The 16,223-nt window shown below is 65.3% G+C and carries 20 protein-coding genes; 10 read left to right on the top strand and 10 right to left on the bottom strand.

The features are described from left to right. Positions 1-65 precede the first annotated feature (65 nt). Together ACFYOW_RS39825 and ACFYOW_RS39820 are read left to right on the top strand one after the other, a co-directional pair. The gene (locus ACFYOW_RS39825; protein ID WP_387295584.1) at positions 66-1,073 is read left to right on the top strand and encodes a neutral zinc metallopeptidase; all 1,008 of its coding nucleotides are present in this window, start codon (positions 66-68) and stop codon (positions 1,071-1,073) included. A gap of 38 nt (positions 1,074-1,111) precedes the next feature. Next, positions 1,112-1,252, top strand: a complete 141-nt coding sequence (locus ACFYOW_RS39820) for a hypothetical protein (protein ID WP_387295582.1) — start codon at positions 1,112-1,114, stop codon at positions 1,250-1,252. On the opposite strand, the gene ACFYOW_RS39815 is transcribed toward ACFYOW_RS39820, so the two are convergent. Further along, positions 1,249-1,677, bottom strand: a complete 429-nt coding sequence (locus ACFYOW_RS39815; protein ID WP_387295580.1) for a nuclear transport factor 2 family protein — start codon at positions 1,675-1,677, stop codon at positions 1,249-1,251. The genes ACFYOW_RS39820 and ACFYOW_RS39815 overlap by 4 nt on opposite strands. 121 nt (positions 1,678-1,798) lie before the next feature. On the opposite strand from ACFYOW_RS39815, the gene polA reads away from it, so the two are divergent. Further along, a complete protein-coding gene (gene polA, locus ACFYOW_RS39810) occupies positions 1,799-4,543 on the top strand; it encodes a DNA polymerase I (protein ID WP_387295578.1) in 2,745 nt (914 codons plus the stop codon). Between the two features lie 44 nt (positions 4,544-4,587). Here polA and ACFYOW_RS39805 read toward each other — a convergent pair whose 3' ends face one another. From ACFYOW_RS39805 to ACFYOW_RS39780, 6 genes are all read right to left on the bottom strand, one after another. Continuing rightward, positions 4,588-4,941 carry a hypothetical protein gene (locus ACFYOW_RS39805; RefSeq protein ID WP_387295576.1) on the bottom strand — a complete coding sequence of 118 codons (354 nt, stop codon included), beginning with the start codon at positions 4,939-4,941 and terminating at the stop codon, positions 4,588-4,590. Continuing rightward, the gene (locus ACFYOW_RS39800) at positions 4,920-5,396 is read right to left on the bottom strand and encodes a hypothetical protein (RefSeq protein ID WP_387295574.1); all 477 of its coding nucleotides are present in this window, start codon (positions 5,394-5,396) and stop codon (positions 4,920-4,922) included. Before ACFYOW_RS39800 ends, ACFYOW_RS39805 begins: the two co-directional genes overlap by 22 nt. Continuing rightward, positions 5,348-5,731: a hypothetical protein gene (locus ACFYOW_RS39795; RefSeq protein ID WP_387295572.1), complete on the bottom strand. Its 384-nt coding sequence runs from the start codon at positions 5,729-5,731 to the stop codon at positions 5,348-5,350. Before ACFYOW_RS39795 ends, ACFYOW_RS39800 begins: the two co-directional genes overlap by 49 nt. Before the next feature lie 69 nt (positions 5,732-5,800). Next, positions 5,801-6,361, bottom strand: coding sequence for a hypothetical protein (locus ACFYOW_RS39790; RefSeq protein WP_387295570.1), 561 nt, complete (start codon positions 6,359-6,361; stop codon positions 5,801-5,803). Further along, positions 6,325-6,597, bottom strand: a complete 273-nt coding sequence (locus ACFYOW_RS39785) for a hypothetical protein (RefSeq protein ID WP_387295568.1) — start codon at positions 6,595-6,597, stop codon at positions 6,325-6,327. The genes ACFYOW_RS39790 and ACFYOW_RS39785 overlap by 37 nt, the downstream gene beginning before the upstream one ends. Before the next feature lie 151 nt (positions 6,598-6,748). After that, positions 6,749-7,060 carry a DUF6191 domain-containing protein gene (locus tag ACFYOW_RS39780; protein ID WP_063044199.1) on the bottom strand — a complete coding sequence of 104 codons (312 nt, stop codon included), beginning with the start codon at positions 7,058-7,060 and terminating at the stop codon, positions 6,749-6,751. 370 nt (positions 7,061-7,430) lie between these two features. Between ACFYOW_RS39780 and ACFYOW_RS39775 the strand changes: the two genes are divergently transcribed. Further along, a complete protein-coding gene (locus ACFYOW_RS39775; protein ID WP_387295565.1) occupies positions 7,431-7,865 on the top strand; it encodes a 2-keto-3-deoxygluconate kinase in 435 nt (144 codons plus the stop codon). A gap of 62 nt (positions 7,866-7,927) precedes the next feature. Here the strand turns inward: ACFYOW_RS39775 and trxA are convergent, their stop codons facing one another. Both trxA and ACFYOW_RS39765 read right to left on the bottom strand, forming a co-directional pair. Further along, entirely contained in the window at positions 7,928-8,296 is a 369-nt protein-coding gene (gene trxA / locus ACFYOW_RS39770) for a thioredoxin (RefSeq protein WP_387295563.1), read from the bottom strand. A 68-nt stretch (positions 8,297-8,364) separates the two neighbouring features. Then, entirely contained in the window at positions 8,365-8,886 is a 522-nt protein-coding gene (locus ACFYOW_RS39765) for a 2'-5' RNA ligase family protein (protein ID WP_387295561.1), read from the bottom strand. 110 nt (positions 8,887-8,996) lie between these two features. Here ACFYOW_RS39765 and ACFYOW_RS39760 point away from each other — a divergent pair, with 110 nt between their 5' ends. The 4 genes from ACFYOW_RS39760 to ACFYOW_RS39745 all read left to right on the top strand — a co-directional run bounded on the left by ACFYOW_RS39760 (position 8,997) and on the right by ACFYOW_RS39745 (position 12,931). Then, on the top strand, positions 8,997-10,055 hold the full coding sequence (locus ACFYOW_RS39760; protein ID WP_387295660.1) for an isocitrate/isopropylmalate dehydrogenase family protein: 1,059 nt from the start codon (positions 8,997-8,999) through the stop codon (positions 10,053-10,055). A 201-nt stretch (positions 10,056-10,256) separates the two neighbouring features. Then, positions 10,257-11,177: an ABC transporter substrate-binding protein gene (locus ACFYOW_RS39755; RefSeq protein WP_387295658.1), complete on the top strand. Its 921-nt coding sequence runs from the start codon at positions 10,257-10,259 to the stop codon at positions 11,175-11,177. A 3-nt stretch (positions 11,178-11,180) separates the two neighbouring features. After that, positions 11,181-12,143 carry an amino acid ABC transporter permease gene (locus ACFYOW_RS39750; RefSeq protein WP_387295559.1) on the top strand — a complete coding sequence of 321 codons (963 nt, stop codon included), beginning with the start codon at positions 11,181-11,183 and terminating at the stop codon, positions 12,141-12,143. A gap of 35 nt (positions 12,144-12,178) precedes the next feature. Next, positions 12,179-12,931, top strand: a complete 753-nt coding sequence (locus tag ACFYOW_RS39745) for an amino acid ABC transporter ATP-binding protein (protein WP_387295656.1) — start codon at positions 12,179-12,181, stop codon at positions 12,929-12,931. Positions 12,932-12,933: 2 nt separating this feature from the next. On the opposite strand, the gene ACFYOW_RS39740 is transcribed toward ACFYOW_RS39745, so the two are convergent. Continuing rightward, a complete protein-coding gene (locus ACFYOW_RS39740) occupies positions 12,934-13,827 on the bottom strand; it encodes a LysR family transcriptional regulator (RefSeq protein ID WP_387295557.1) in 894 nt (297 codons plus the stop codon). Between the two features lie 71 nt (positions 13,828-13,898). Between ACFYOW_RS39740 and ACFYOW_RS39735 the strand changes: the two genes are divergently transcribed. Both ACFYOW_RS39735 and ACFYOW_RS39730 read left to right on the top strand, forming a co-directional pair. Continuing rightward, positions 13,899-15,263: an FAD-binding oxidoreductase gene (locus ACFYOW_RS39735; RefSeq protein ID WP_387295555.1), complete on the top strand. Its 1,365-nt coding sequence runs from the start codon at positions 13,899-13,901 to the stop codon at positions 15,261-15,263. A 75-nt stretch (positions 15,264-15,338) separates the two neighbouring features. Then, positions 15,339-16,223: an SPFH domain-containing protein gene (locus ACFYOW_RS39730; RefSeq protein ID WP_387295553.1), complete on the top strand. Its 885-nt coding sequence runs from the start codon at positions 15,339-15,341 to the stop codon at positions 16,221-16,223.

Here is a 16,223-nt window from a genome sequence, read left to right as displayed (position 1 = left end):
GAGTTGCGGACTGATGTGGGCGGAGTTCCAATGAATGTGCGGTGATCGAGCTCTCTAGGTAGGTCATGAACAGCACGTTCAGCTCTCGGCTCGGTCTGTTGCGCGGCAATCGCTTCATCCTTATCTGTGTGGTGTTCGGTGTGATCGGTGCGCTCACCGCGGCGGGTCTGCTCGTGACCGGACGCTCCGCCAGCGCGGGTGAAATGCGTACCGCGCGTACGATTTCCGATTCGACGACACCGGGATTCGCGGGCGCCTTGCCCGACTCGGCGAATCCGATCGGCGATGCCGCGCCCCCGGTCGCCTTCGCGCCGTTGGCCGGGTTATCGCCGGCCGGGATGCCGGTCGCGTCGAGCCGCGCGGTGCAGGCGCTGGCCGATCATCCGCTCTTCGCTCAGCACGTCGGACTCGGCAGGGTCGATTGCAAACTGCCCGCCTGGCATGACGATCCGGAGACGGCGCGGGCCTTCTACCGGTCCGCGATCGCCTGCCTGGACGCGTCATGGGAACCGACACTGCGCGGCGCCGGACTGCCGTTTCATCCGCCGCGGCTACTGGCCCCCACCGAATCTCGTGAGGTGGCAAGCCAATGCGTGCAGCGACTGCGCAACGGCCCGACAACCTTCTACTGCGCGCTCGACGAAACCGTGGTCCTGCCGTACGACGCCATGCGGCCGCTGTCCAGCGGCTCGCGCCGGGGCGCCCAATTGGCCGTCCTCAGTACCGAATACGGGCACCACGTGCAGAACCTGATCGGCGTCATGCAGGCCTACAACGAGAAACGGGCGACCGTCGGCAAGGAAACCACCGCCGGTCGCGAACAGAGCCGCCGCATGGAACTGCAGGCCCGCTGCTTCTCCGGCATGTTCCTCGGTACCAACTTCGGCCGCGCCGATATCGATGAGCAAACCTGGACCGAAGCCTCCCACGCCGTCCAGGGCGGCCACGCCACCCGCGATCCCCGCATGCAGGGCACCGAGGAAAACGTGTGGGGCTGGTGGAAATGGGGCTCCGACAAGGGCGACACCTGGGAGTGCAACACCTGGTACAGCTCCCCGGCCCACGTCGAATGAGTGCGCCCGGTCCTGCGATCGGGCATATCGTGAACTGCATGACTGGACGGGCTACCGAGCTACAGTTCGATGGAGACGATGACATCCGCCGATTCGATGCGGCCGGAGTTGGACACAGCGGTCGATCCGATTTGCCCGAGCGGGTCGAGGAGATCCTGCGGGCGGACTGGGACCGCTAGCGCCGCACTCCGCGTCGATCTTCGGTCAGTGTCTCGAGCACGGCCGCGGTATCCAGATAGAACGGCCGGATCTCGGTGATCAGTCCGTCGCGGAAGGCCATCAGCTGCATTACCGAGGTCTCCAGCATTCGGCCGGTGGCGCGGGCCAGCATGCGGCCGCGGTTATAGATGACCACCGCGTCGCCGTCCACCACGAACCGCTGCTCGAGGAACTCCAGCGAGGCCCAGGTCCGGCTCATCGCAGCCATGAAGTGCTCGATGCCGTCGGGGCCGTGCCATTCGCCGCCGTAAGGGAGGTGCTCGGCCTGATACATGACGACATCGGGGGCCAAGCAGGCGGCCATCGCATCGAAGTGCGCGCCGTCGGTGATGTAGGCGGCCTCGGCGGCGAAGAAGTTCTGCAGTGCAGCGCGGGTTGTGGTCACCGGGAAATCATGGTCGCCGCGGCGTAGCGTTTCCGGCGGAAATCGGACGGCTCGCTGGACTCGCACAACAAGAGGGTGCCGCGGCTGTGGGTTGTCGGTAGGGCTCCCTAGACTCTTGCACGTGACCCCAGCGACTACTGATCAGCGTTCCAGCGTCGTGCCTACGGCAGCCAGTGATGCGGGTGGTGAGCGGCCGACGTTGTTGCTATTGGACGGGCATTCGATCGCCTATCGCGCGTTCTTCGCGCTGCCCGCGGAGAACTTCAAGACGGTCACCGGGCAGACAACGAATGCGGTGTACGGGTTCACCGCGATGCTGATCAATCTGTTGCGGGACGAGAAGCCGACGCATATCGCGGCCGCTTTCGACGTCAGCCGCAAGACCTTCCGCACCGAGGCGTATCCGGAGTACAAGGCGGGGCGCAATGCCACGCCCGATGAGTTCCGCGGCCAGGTCGAACTCACCAAGGATGTGCTCGGCGCCATGGGCATCCCGGTGATGGCGATCGACGGTTTCGAGGCCGACGACCTGATCGCCACCATCGCGACCCAGGCCGTGGGCGAGGGTTTCCGCGTTCTGATCGTCTCCGGTGACCGTGATGCCATCCAGCTGGTCAGCGATGAGGTCACGCTGCTCTACCCGCGCAAGGGCGTCTCCGATCTCACCCGGTTCACCCCGGATGAGGTGATGGCCAAATATCAGCTCACCCCGGCCCAGTACCCGGATTACGCGGCCCTGCGCGGCGACCCGAGCGACAACCTGCCCGGTATTCCTGGTGTCGGGGAGAAGACCGCCGCCAAGTGGATTCGCGAATACGGCGATCTGACCACCCTCGTCGACAAGGTGGACGAGGTGAAGGGCAAGGTCGGTGACGCATTGCGCGCCAACCTCAGCAGTGTGGTGCTCAACCGCCAGCTCACCGAGATGGTCCGCGACGTTCCGCTGCCATACACCCCCGATCAGCTGGCCCAGCAGCCGTGGGATCGCAACAAGATCCACCAGCTCTTCGACGACCTGGAGTTCCGGGTGCTGCGCGACCGGCTCTTCGAAACCCTCGCCCCGCCGGAGCCCGAGGCCGAATCCGGCTTCGAGATCAGCGGCGGCGCGCTCGAGGTGGGCGCGGTCACCGGGTGGCTCGCTGAACATGCGAAAGTTGGTGTCCGACACGGTATTTCGGTGGTCGGCACCAATACCCCAGGTAATGGGGACACGCGCGCGCTCGCCATCGCCGCCGCAGACGGTGAGAGCGGCTACATCGATGTCGCCGTGCTGACCCCGGAAGACGAAGCCGCACTTGGCGCTTGGCTCGCCGATCCGGCCGTGCCGAAGGCGCTGCACGAGGCCAAGGCCGCCATCCACGCGCTGCGTGGTCGCGGCTGGACCCTGGCCGGTCTCACCAGCGATACCGCCCTGGCCGCCTACCTGGTCCGCCCCGGCCAGCGCAGCTTCAACCTCGACGATCTCTCGCTGCGCTACCTGCATCGCGAACTGCGCGCCGAAACCGACGAGACCCCGCAGCTGTCCCTGCTCGACGATGCCGACACCGTGGACGCCGAGCTGGCGCAGTCCGAAATGCTGCGCGCGCGGGCGGTTCTCGACCTGGCCGAGGCACTCGACGGCGAACTGCGCCAGATCGAATCCAGCGCACTGCTCGACGATATGGAACTGCCGCTGCTCAGCGTGCTCGCCGAACTGGAGAACGCCGGCATCGCGGTCGATATCGAGCAGCTCGAGAACCTCCAGCGCCAGTTCGCCGATAAGGTCACCGACGCGGCCAACGCCGCCTATGGCGTGATCGGCAAGCAGATCAACCTCGGCTCACCCAAGCAGCTGCAGGTGGTGCTCTTCGACGAACTCGATATGCCGAAGACCAAGCGCACCAAGACCGGCTACACCACCGACGCCGACGCGCTGGAATCGCTGTTCGAGAAGACCGAGCATCCGTTCCTGCGGCATCTGCTCGAGCACCGCGACGCCACCCGGCTCAAGGTCACCGTGGACGGTCTGCTCAAATCCGTCGCCGATGACGGCCGCATCCACACCACCTTCAACCAGACCATCGCCGCCACCGGCCGACTGTCCTCGACCGAGCCGAATCTGCAGAACATCCCGATCCGCACCGACACCGGCCGCCAGATCCGCGACACCTTCGTGGTCGGCCCGGGCTACCAGTCGCTGATGACCGCGGATTACAGCCAGATCGAAATGCGCATCATGGCCCACCTTTCCGGTGACGAGGGCCTGATCGAGGCCTTCAACTCCGGTGAGGATCTGCACACCTTCGTCGCCTCCAAGGCCTTCGATATCCCGCTGTCGGAGGTGACGCCCGAGATGCGCCGCCGGATCAAGGCGATGTCCTACGGTCTCGCGTACGGCCTGAGCTCCTATGGCCTTTCGACGCAGCTGAAGATCAGCACGCAGGAGGCCAAGGAGCAGATGGAGGTCTACTTCGACCGCTTCGGCGGCATTCGCGATTACCTCTACGAGGTCGTAGAACAGGCACGCAAGGTCGGCTACACCGAAACGCTATTCGGCCGCCGCCGCTACCTGCCCGATCTGGACTCCAGCAACCGCCAGCGCCGCGAGGCCGCCGAACGTATGGCCCTCAACGCGCCCATCCAGGGCACCGCCGCCGACATCATCAAGGTCGCGATGATCAACGTGCACAAGGCGATCAAGGAGGCGGGCCTGCGCTCGCGCATGCTGCTGCAGATCCACGACGAACTGGTCTTCGAGGTCGCCGAGGGGGAGAGGGACACCCTCGACGCACTCGCCCGCGAACAGATGTCCTCGGCGATCACACTGTCGGTGCCGTTGGACGTCTCCGTCGGCACCGGCCGCAGCTGGGACTCCGCCGCGCACTGAGCGTTGGGTGCGGCGCGCCGGAATCCGGTGTGCCGCACCGTAATTCAGTGCCCAGCGGCCAGTAATTTGTACTGTGCGGCGGCCTGCTGATAAAGGTCCTGGACCTGGGATGCTCCGACGTTTCCCACGTAGCGGTCATAGGCGATGTAGCACTGATAGTCGGCGGACAGATCGATGACGACCGGATCGTCGAGCTTCTTCAAACATTTCGCATCGGGCAATCCGGGCGGCGGATCGATGACCGCGAAACTGTCGGTCGCCTGGTCGACGAATCCCGCGATGAGTCGAGCCGCCGCGGCGGCGTCGGCGGTTCGATAGACACCCGAATCGTCCAGCGCGAACGCATCGACCTTCGTATCGGTGAACAGCCGACTGGTCAGGTCCGATCGACCGTGCACATGCAGGGCGGCATGCGGGGTGTAGACGCCAGGCGTCCGGTTGACCGCCGTCTTACCCGGGATGGTTCGCCCGAGCAGTCCATCGACATCGACGGGGAGCTCCGCCAGTGCCGACCACGGTGGCGATTCGCCCGATCACATGGCTTGTCGGGCGGTGTCGGCCGGTAGTCGCGCAACATCTCGAATTGCTTATCCAGGACCCGTTTGGTGAATTCGGCAAGCGGCACCGGGTCGGGCGGCGTGGCGAGCGGATTATTGGTCCAGATCCGCAGCAGGTATTCGCCTCTGGTCAGCCAGGTGGTCAGCGAATCCAGTTCACTGACCCGGGTGCGAGCCTGCGGGTAGCCGGGGATGGTCGCTGTCGCCTTGGCCGGATACTCCTTGTCGTCCACTGCGGCCAGATAGTTCATCGCCGCGGTGGCCTGCTCGGCAGTCGAGAAGCGCAGAATAGCCATCTCCACACTCGAGCCGAGCGAAAACTCCTGGCGCGCTGCGCGTAGGTGCCGAATCCAGCGATCAATCCCGGCACCGGCCCGAAGAATTCCTCGACATTGCCGACACCGCTATTGGCCGGCGGCGGATGCTTCTGCGTGAAGGCCCGATTGCCGCTCCTGGTGATATTGAAGACCATTCGACTATCGACATCGATCAGCAGCGGCACATGCTCGCCGAGGCGCAGTGCCTCCTGAATCGCACCCTGCTCCTCGGACCGCTCGATCGTGCGCGGGGTGGTTGCCCGAGTCGAGTTTCGAAATATCGATGGCGGGCGGTGCGGTCGATCCCGATTCACCACAGCCGCTGGTAATCGTGAGCACCGCGACCAGCGGCAGCACACCGCCGAATGCGATCCGTGCAGACTTCATCGGCTGCTCACCCGTTTTGGCCAGGATCGAATACTGGGCGGCGGCACGCTGATAGAAGGCGGCTTCCGGGCTATTACCGCGCTGAACGCGGCATTCGCGCCGATAACCGCGACGTAGCGGCCATAGACCATGGCGCACAGGTACTTATCGTTGCGAATGGGCTCGGCCTCGTCGAGTTCGATGCACCGGGCATCGGTCACGCCAGGGGGATCGGTGATCTCCTCGTCGTCCTTGCCGAGCACCGTGACTGCGGTCTGCAGGCGGAAGGCGGCGGCGAGATCCCTTGTCCGATAGACAGTTCCGTCGTTCTGCCCGACCAGATCGACACCCGCGTCGGCGAATGCCTTCGTCGCGACCGCAGCGTCACGCTCGAAATGCAGTTGTCCGGCCGGAGTGTAGATGCCGATGTTTTCTTCGCGCAGAAAGATGCCGGGCGAACCCTTCGCCGTGCGCAGCGCAAGGCTCATGATCCGGTCGGTATCCAATGGCAGATCCAGGATGTCATCGACCGGTGTCGGATTCAGCTCCGCGAGCCGCGCGTCCTGCAGTCGCAGCATCTTTTTCGATTGCGTGGCAATCGCATTGGGATCCGGTTCGGCACGGTCACCATGCTGAGCACCACGAACGGGCCCCGCCAGGCGTACACCCAGCCCTTGGCGTCGGTGACCGAGGATGCCGTTGCGTTCGTGACGCCGTCCAGCGCGATGCTGTGGCGGCCGGGCAGGGAATTCGCAGTGTCCAGGTCGAATTCGGTCGCCGCGGCGCGGGCGGCGGCATCGCTCGGGAATCGCATGATCGAGATCGTCATGAACTTCCGGTTGTGCAGATCGCCATTGGACCGCGTGGTCAGCGCCCCGCCGATGAGATGGTTGCGTTCGGCGATCGGCGCATAACCGATGGTGCGGGTACTACGTCAGACCGGCGGATCGTTCACGTTCGAATGATCACTGCTCGCGCCGGACCAGTCTCGCCGATCCCGTTCGCAGATCGATCTCATCGCGCGGCGGCGCTCCATCGGACTTATCTTCTTTATGCATCAGTGCCGTCTGCCGCTGCTCGAACTCGTAATGCTTCGAACCTTGAAAGGTCGCGGCAACCTGTTCGAATCCGGTTGCGGCGACCGGCGTGTGCTTGCGGTGCTTGAACCACGGCAGTATCCGACTGCCGGTGAGCCGATTCCACAGCACCTCGACGAATGCGAGTCCGATCAGCAGGATGGCCAATCCGGGAATGGTCATGGCGACAAGGGCACCCATGTGACCGAAAGTACCGCTCCGACGACGGCTTGCCATCCGTCCTCGGCGCTATGCTCCTGAGCTGCGCAAATGGTACTCGCGAGTAGGCGCGACGGGGCGAGGAATGTGGTTGCTATTGCGTCGAGATCGACCTATTCTGGTCGGCGTGCCGAATCCCGCCGACCGCCACAGCGCCGCGCTCCACGTCGCAGACCGCGACAGCGCAGTGCTAATTCCGCTTACCGCGATGGTGGCAACCCGGCGACTTCTCGTAGTAACCCGCCGTAGCGGGGTCTGATTCGGACCGGCCCCCTCGCTGCGGGCTACTGACTACTTACTGCTGGTCCCCTCTGTCAATTGAGAAGACAATCCTCGGGAAGACCTTCGCACAATGACCATCCTGACTCTTGACCCCAACATGTTCCTCGCCGCAGCCCCCAAGGCGCTGCGCGCCGAATGCGCCGATCTGACACCCGCGCAATTCCACCACCGCTATTGCGAGCACTCCGGCCCGATTCGGGTCGGCGACTGGTCGCCCGCGGGCAATCGGAGCGCGGAGTTCACCGCCACCCTGGAATTCGCAGACCACCTGCGCACGGTGATCGCTGCAGGCAGTCCGGTCGCCGCGATGACCTCGGCTCTCTACGACGAGGGCTATCCGGTCGAAATCCTGCAATTCCACCAGCGCCGCACCGCTGCGGGCACCGCGACGTTCGTGCAGTGCGAATGCAACGGCAGGCGCGGCTGGGGCGCGGCCTTGGCCGACGACGGCGCCGAATCAACGGTCCGCGCCATGATCGCGGGCGTCAACAAGCTGGGCGCCTGAGCGCACGAAAACCCAACGGGCCGTTCACATTCCGCGGAATGTGAACCGCCCGTTGGTGCGGTTTACTGACCGGTCTGCTGCTCGGCGAGTTGCTTGCGCACCTCGTCCATATCCAGCGCCTTCACCTGGGTGACCAGATCCTCCAGCGCGGCCGGCGGCAGGGCGCCGGGCTGCGCGAAGACCAGCACGCCCTCGCGGAACGCCATGATGGTCGGAATCGAGCGGATGTTGGCGGCGGCGGCCAGGCCCTGTTCGGCCTCGGTGTCGACCTTGCCGTGCACGACATCGGGATGCTTGTCCGAGGAGGCCTCGAAGGTGGGTGCGAAGCTCTTGCACGGACCGCACCAGTCGGCCCAGAAATCGACGAGTACCACGTCGTTCCCGGTGACGATCTCATCGAAATTCTGTTGGTTCAGCGTCTGGGTGGCCATGACGTCCTCTCGTGTCGATTGTCGCCAGCTACAACGTCCGGCGCGGTATATATCTTCCGGCGGTGCCGCTATCTTCCTCGGGCGACCGGCCACTCGCGCCGTTGATCGCCGTCCCAACGCCGGATACCCACGACGGTCGCGGGAAAATCACGGTCCCTGGCGACGGCGTGGATCGCCTCGCCCAAATGCTGCGTCGGTACCCGTCTGGCCAGGGTGATATGCGGCGTCCACTCGTCGGGCTGCACATTCGACGGTATGCCGGGACACGGCGAAACGACGGCGAAAATACGACGTTGCAGTGCGAGCAGGTGTTCCGACGGCACCACCGAACGGACCAGGATCGGATTGCGCGCACCGAAGACCAGCACGCCGCCTAGTCGTATCGGAATCGGCCGGAAAGTGAGCTGGTCCAGCGCGTGATCGATGCGCGGCCAGATCTGCCTGGCCACCGCGACGGTGATGTGCGGCCGGTTGGTTTCGGCCTGCTTTCCGGCCAAACTCGGAATGCCTGCATCGACGAGCAACTGCCACTGCCGCCGGATCTCCGCGTCGGCCACATCGTCCAATAACAATTCGACCGACTGCACCATAGTTCACGAGAGGTTAGCCGCCCGCGCGGCTCGATGGGCGGCGAACACGCGGCCCAGTTGTCGGCGAACAACTTGCGTCGCGGGAGGATGGCCAGGTGAACCGTGAACCCATGCGACTCGGCCTCATCGAAGGTGACGGCATCGGCCCCGAGGTGGTCCGCGCCACCCGCGCGGTGGTCGACGAAGCACTCGCTGCGGCGGGCGCGGCCTCGGTCGACTGGGTTCGGTTGCCGATGGGCCGGCACGCCATCGCGGAATTCGGCAATCCGCTGCCGGAACTGACCCTCGCGGCCCTCGATGAACTCGATGCTTGGATCCTCGGCCCGCACGATAATGCCGCCTACCCGCCCGAACATCGAATCGCACCGGGGGGCGCCATCCGCAAACGCTTCGGCCTCTATGCGAATATCCGCCCCGCCCGTGCCTTCGCCGGAATCAATGCGAGCGCTCCCGATATCGACCTGGTGATCGTCCGGGAGAACAGCGAGGGTTTCTATGCCGACCGCAATATGTTCGCCGGATCGGGCGAATTCCGGCCCACCCCCGACGTGGCGATGGCGGTCGGCCTGATCACCCGGCCGGCCTGCGAGCGGATCGCGCACGAGGCCTTCCGGATCGCGGCCGCGCGGCGCAAGCGGGTCACCATCGTGCACAAGGCCAATGTGCTGCCCATGACCATGGGCCTGTTCCGCGACGTCTGCTATGACGTCGCCCGCGCCTATCCGGGCGTCGAGGTCGACGACGAACACGTCGACGCGGTCGCCGCCCATCTGGTCCGCGCCGCCCACGACTACGACGTGGTGGTGACCGAGAACCTCTTCGGCGACATCCTTTCCGATCTCGCGGGTGAGCTGAGCGGCTCGCTCGGCATCGCCGCATCGCTCAACTGCTCGGCAACCAAGGCGATGGCACAGGCGGTGCACGGCGCCGCGCCGACACTGGCCGGACACAACCGCGCAAACCCGGCGGCGCTCCAACTCTCGGCGGCAATGTTGTTGCACTGGCTGGGAATTCGCGACAACAACCGCGCGCTGTCGAGCGCTGGTGAACGCATCGAACGCGCCGTCGCGGGCGCCTTCGCCGCGGGCATTGCCACCGCCGACCTGGGCGGTCTCGCCTCGACCAGTGAATTCACCGAGCAGATCTGCGCCAGGGTGCGCCGGCGCTGACCCGCACCGGCGGGGCGACCGGGAACCCGACTCGTTCGAACACCGGACCGTCCGGTAGGGTCCACCGCCGGTACCTGAGTGTTTGCTGTGCCCGGAGTGTTCCGCACAGAACGGATAATCTTCCGTTACTGTCCAGCACGAAACGCCACGATCGCTTAGATTGCCAAACGGGTGGTGACACCCGGGTTTCTCGAATCCGAAATGTGGAGGGCTGCTGTGTCTGTTCGATCGGTTCTTGGCAGGCGCGCCCTGCAAGCGATGTGCGTACTAGCCGGTGGTGCGCTGGTGTTGACGGGCTGTAGTAACTCCGAAGACAACTCGCCCGCAGTGGCGAAGGTACAGGGTATCGACAAACTCGACACGGCCGCCGCGCTGCTCCCGGACAAGATCAAGCAGTCGGGCAAGCTCGTCGTCGGAGTCAATATCCCGTATCAGCCCAACGAGTACAAGGATCCGAGCGGCAAGATCGTCGGCTTCGATGTCGACCTGATGGACGCGGTCGCCGCAACCCTCGGCCTGAAGGCCGAATACCTCGAGTCCTCCTTCGAGAAGATCATTCCCGCGATCCAGGCGGGCACCTACGACGTCGGTATGTCCTCCATCACCGACTCGAAGGAACGTGAACAGAGCGTCGACTTCACCACCTACTTCAATGCGGGCAGCCAGTGGGCGCAGCAGACCGGTAAGCCGATCGACCCGGACAATGCCTGCGGTAAGCGGGTCGCGGTGCAGGCCACCACGGTTCAGGACACCGACGAGATTCCGGCGCGCAGCAAGAAGTGCGAGGCGGAGGGCAAGCCCGCCATCGATAAGAAGCCGTTCGACGAGCAGAGCGCGGCGACCAACGCACTGGTGCTCGGCCAGGTCGACGCCATGTCGGCGGATTCGCCGGTGACCGCGTACGCGATCAAGAAGAGCGACGGCAAGATCGAGGCGGCGGGCAAGGTCTTCGATTCCGCGCCCTACGGTTGGGCCATCCCCAAGGGTTCGGCGCTCGGCAAGGCGCTGCAGGCCGCCGTCCAGCACCTGATCGACAACGGTAAGTACCTCGAGATCACCAAGAACTGGGGTGTGCAGGAAGGCGCGATCACCAAGTCGGTCATCAACGGCGCCGCGGGCTGATCGATGTCGTCATCCGAAACCACGTCGGCGCCCGGCGACAACACCGGGCCCGGCGGGCCGATCGACGCGGCAGAACCGGAGCCGATCAAGGCCGTACCATTACGTAGGCCGGGCCGCATGATCGCCGCAGCGATCATGCTCGCCCTGCTCGGGTTGTTCATCTACGGCGCGGCCACCAATCCCGCGTACGGATGGGGCACCTATCGAAAGTATTTGTTCGACAGCCGGATCGCCTCCGGCGCGGCGGTCACCCTCGAGCTGACCGTACTCGCGATGGCGATCGCCATCGTGCTCGGCGCGTTGCTCGCGGTGATGCGTCTGTCGCCGAATCCGGTGTTGCGCGCCGTGGCGTGGGTGTATCTCTGGATCTTCCGTGGCACACCGGTTTTCGTGCAGTTGGTCTTCTGGGGGCTGTTCCCGTCGCTGTACAAGTCGATCCAGTTCGGTGTGCCGTTCGGGCCCGAGTTCGTGCGGATCGACGTGCAGGGACTGCAGGCCGCGTTCGCCTTCGCGGTGATCGGCCTAGCGCTGAACGAGGCCGCGTATATGGCCGAAATCGTCCGTGCCGGAATCAATTCCGTCGGCGAGGGACAGCGCGAGGCCTCGACGGCGCTCGGCATGTCGTGGTCGCAGACCATGCGCAGGACCGTGCTGCCGCAGGCCATGCGGGTGATCATCCCGCCCACTGGCAATGAGCTGATCGGAATGCTCAAGACCACTGCGCTTGTCACCGCGATACCATTGAGCACCGACCTCTACGGGCGGGCCCGTGATATCTACGGCGTGAACTTCCAGCCGATTCCATTGCTATTGGTCACCGCCACTTGGTATCTCGCGGTCACCAGCGTGCTGATGGTCGGGCAGTTCTACCTGGAGCGCTACTACTCGCGGGGCGCCTCGCGGCAGCTGACCGCCAAGCAGCTGCAGGAACTGGCCGACGCTCAGACGATTGTGAAGGCGAAATGAGCGCAGACAAGGTAGAGCCGGCCGGTGTCCAGCCGATGATCCGTGCGGATCGGGTGTGCAAGAACTTCGGTGCGCTGCAGGTGCTCAAGGGCATTTCGCTCGAGGTCGGGCGTGGCGATGTGCTCTGCCTGATCGGGCCCTCGGGTTCGGGTAAGTCGACCTTCCTGCGCTGTATCAACCACCTCGAGCAGGTGAATGCGGGTCGGCTCTATGTCGACGGCGATCTCATCGGCTATCGCGAAAGGGGTGGCAAACTCTACGAATTGCACCCGCGCGATGCGGCCAAGCAGCGCCGCGATATCGGCATGGTGTTCCAGCATTTCAACCTGTTCCCGCATCGGACGGCGCTGGAGAACATTGTCGAGGCGCCCATCCAGGTGAAGGGCATCCGCAAGGCGGACGCGACGTCTCGTGCGCTCGAGTTGCTGGACCGAGTCGGTATGGGGGACAAGGCGAATGCCTATCCGGCCCAGCTCTCCGGCGGTCAGCAGCAGCGCGTCGCGATCGCCCGCGCGCTGGCCATGGATCCCAAGCTGATGCTCTTCGACGAGCCCACCTCGGCGCTGGATCCGGAATTGGTCGGCGAGGTGCTCGGGGTCATGCGCGAACTCGCCGCCGACGGCATGACGATGGTGGTCGTGACCCACGAAATGGGTTTCGCCCGCGAGGTTGCCGACCAACTGGTGTTCATGGACGGCGGCGTGGTTGTGGAGGCGGGTAATCCGCGGGAAGTGCTCGCCGACCCGAAACATGAACGCACCAAGGCGTTCCTGTCGCGGTTGCTCTGAATTCAGTGGCCGCCCAAGCCGATACGGAGTTGTCCGAGTAGGACTTTCGAGGCCGGACTGCCCGGGCGATCGCGCCGCCACGCCAGCGCGAGTTGTCCGCGCAGCTCCGGTTCGGTGATCGGCAGCACCCGCACGCCGAATGCCGTGGCTTCCTCGGCGGTCAGCGCGGGCACCACCGCGATGCCGAGGCCGCGGGCGGCGAGCCGCAGCAACAGCGGGGGAGCGGCGGCCTCGAATGCGATATCGGGTTCGAATCCGGCTGCGGCACAGGCGCGGTCGAAGACACCCCGGATACCGGTGCCACGCGGTAGACAGATCAGCGGGTGCTCACGCAACTGGTCGAGCGTGATCGATGCACGCTTCTTACCGCCCAGCGCGACCGCCGCGACCACCGGCGTATCGAGCACAACATCTATGCCGATATCGGCGCCGATCTCCGCACCGGTCAATCCGACCAGGGCGATATCCAGCTCACCGCTGCGCACCGCCGCGAGCATCCGTTCGGAGGTGTCCTCGGTCAGGCTGATGCCGACCTGCGGGTGGTCGTCGTGAAAATCCGCGAGCACCGAGGCGATATCGAATTCCTCGTCGCCCGCGCCGGAGATGCAGCCGAGGCGGACGTGTCCGCGCAGCAGTCCGGTGAATTCGTCCACCGTCGTGGTAATCCGCTCGGTCGCCGCCAGTGCGGCCCTGGCATGCGGCAGCACCGCCGCGCCCACCTCGGTCAAGGTCACCGAGCGGCCGCCGCGATCCAGAAGTTGCTGTCCCAGTTCGTGTTCGAGCTGGCGGATCTGGGCGCTGAGTCCGGGTTGGGCCAGGTGCAATCGGGCGGCGGCGCGGGTGAAGTTGGCCTCCTCCACCACGGTCACGAAGTAGCGGAGTTGGCGCAGTTCCATAACTGTTGATTATAGGTCCAAGCAGAACTGTCTGTTATACTTCTGGATCGGCGCGCGGCATCGTCTATGACATGGGAAACACCGCAGAGATCATCAACACCTTCACCGGCCCGGTCTTCCGCCCCGGCGACGCCGGATATGACGAAGAGATCGCCGGCTTCCAGGCCGCATACCACCACCGCCCCGCACTGGTCGTCGGTGCGGTGCACGCCGAGGATGTGCGCGGCGCGGTCGAATACGCCGCGCGCCACGGACTTCCGGTCGCGGTGCAGGCTACCGGGCACGGCCTCTCGGTCGCGGCCGACGGCGGCGTACTGATCAGCACCCGCCGGATGACCGATATCCGGATCGACCCGCAGGCGCGCACCGCCCGTGTCGGCGCCGGAGTGCGGGCGGGCGCGCTGGTCGAGGCCGCCGCACCGCACGGGCTGGCGCCGCTGAACGGGTCCTCGCCGTCGGTCGGGGTCGTCGGGTACAGCCTCGGCGGCGGATTGGGCCTGCTGGCAAGGCAATTCGGTTACGCCGCCGAACATGTGCGCGTCATCGAGATCGTCACGGCCGACGGTCGAGTCCGCACGCTGACCCCCGGCGACGAACTCTTCGGCGCGGTGCTCGGCAGCGGTGGCAACTTCGGCGTGGTGACCGCGCTGGAACTGGAACTCGTGCCGGTCGCCACCGTCTACGGCGGTCAGTTGGTCTTCGATACCCCACTGGTCGAGCAGGCCATGGAAGCCTGGAAGGACTGGACCGCGACGCTGCCCGACGAGGTGACCTCGACGGTGACCGTCATGACCTTCCCGCCCATTCCGCAGATTCCGGAACCGCTGCGCGGGCGCTATGTCGCGTCGATACGGATCGCGTACAACGGATCCGCGGCGGACGGCGAGCTTCTGGTCGCGCCGTTGCGGGCGGTCGGGGATCGATTGAAGGACGATCTGCGGCTTCTGCCGTACACCGAATCGCACACCATCCACAGCGATCCCGACCACCCGCATGCCTACGCCGCCACCAACGCCTTGCTCGGTGAGCTCACCGGAGAAACGTTGTCGGCCTTGCTCACTGCCACCGGACCCGAATCGACGATTCAGGCGGTGGTCGATATCCGGCACCTCGGCGGTGCGCTGGGCAGGCGTGGTCCTGCGGGGATTGCCGTGGACAACCGGGATGCCGAGTACATCGTTCGCGTCATCACCATGCCCGGGCCCGATGCGGGTGATGCCGCACCCGAGGACCATGCGGTGGTCCGCGCGGTACTCGCGCCGTGGACCGTCGGCCACAGCCTGAACTTCCTCTACGGTGCGGGTGCCGCGGCCGACGAGGCGCAGACCCGTGGTGGCTACGCGCCGGACACCTACGCGCGGCTGGCCGTGCTGAAGGCGAAGTACGACTCCCGCAACATGTTCCGCTTCAACCGCAACATCACACCTGCGAACTGATCGCCGCGACCGCCCTATCGCGGCGGGCGGTCTGATGCTATCTTCGTGATATCACTTTGATACTCGGAGGATGTCATGAAGCTTCGGTCGGCGTTCCACGTCAACGGCTTTCTCGTGCTGGTGTCGTGGTTTGTCCTCACGCTCCTGATCGGTGGCGGCGCCATTGCCGGATACGCCGTGGCCGCGCACAACGACAATGTGCTCGCCCTCGTCGGCGCGATCATCGCGACCGTGGTCGTGGTCGTGCTCCTGCTGCTGGCCACCGGGCTCACCGTGGTGAATCCCAACGAGGCCAAGGTCGTTCAGTTCTTCGGCCGCTACATCGGCTCGCTGAGCGAACCCGGCTTCTACTCCGTGGTGCCGCTCACCGACCGGCGCAGCATCTCGCTGAAGGTGCGTAACTTCGAAACTCAGAAGCTCAAGGTCAACGATGCCGACGGCAATCCGGTGGAGATCGCAGCCGTCGTGGTCTACCGGGTGGTCGACAGCTTCAAGGCCGCCTTCTCGGTCGACGACTACGAGGAGTACGTGGAGACCCAGTCCGAGGCAGCGGTGCGGCATCTGGCCACGACCCACCCCTACGACGCCCACGACCAGAACACCACCAGCCTGCGCGACGGTGCCGAGGTGGCCGAGGAATTGACCATCGAATTGCGCGACCGCACCGATCTGGCGGGTATCGAGGTCATCGAGGCCAGGATCACCCACCTTGCCTACGCGCCTGAGATCGCCCAGGCCATGCTCGTTCGGCAGCAGGCGGCCCAGGTGGTCGCCGCGCGCACCCGCATTGTCGAGGGCGCGGTGGGTATGGTCCGCCTCGCACTGGACCGGCTCGCCGAACAGGGCGTCGTCGAACTCGACGAGGAACGCAAGGCCGCGATGGTGTCGAACCTGCTGGTCGTGCTCTGCGGTGATCGCGCCACCCAACCCGTCGTCAACACCGGCTCGCTCTACTCCTGA

This window comes from Nocardia sp. NPDC006982 (assembly GCF_042869435.1).
Taxonomy (GTDB): Bacteria; Actinomycetota; Actinomycetes; order Mycobacteriales; family Mycobacteriaceae; genus Nocardia.
This window is presented reverse-complemented; position numbering and strand designations above follow the sequence as displayed.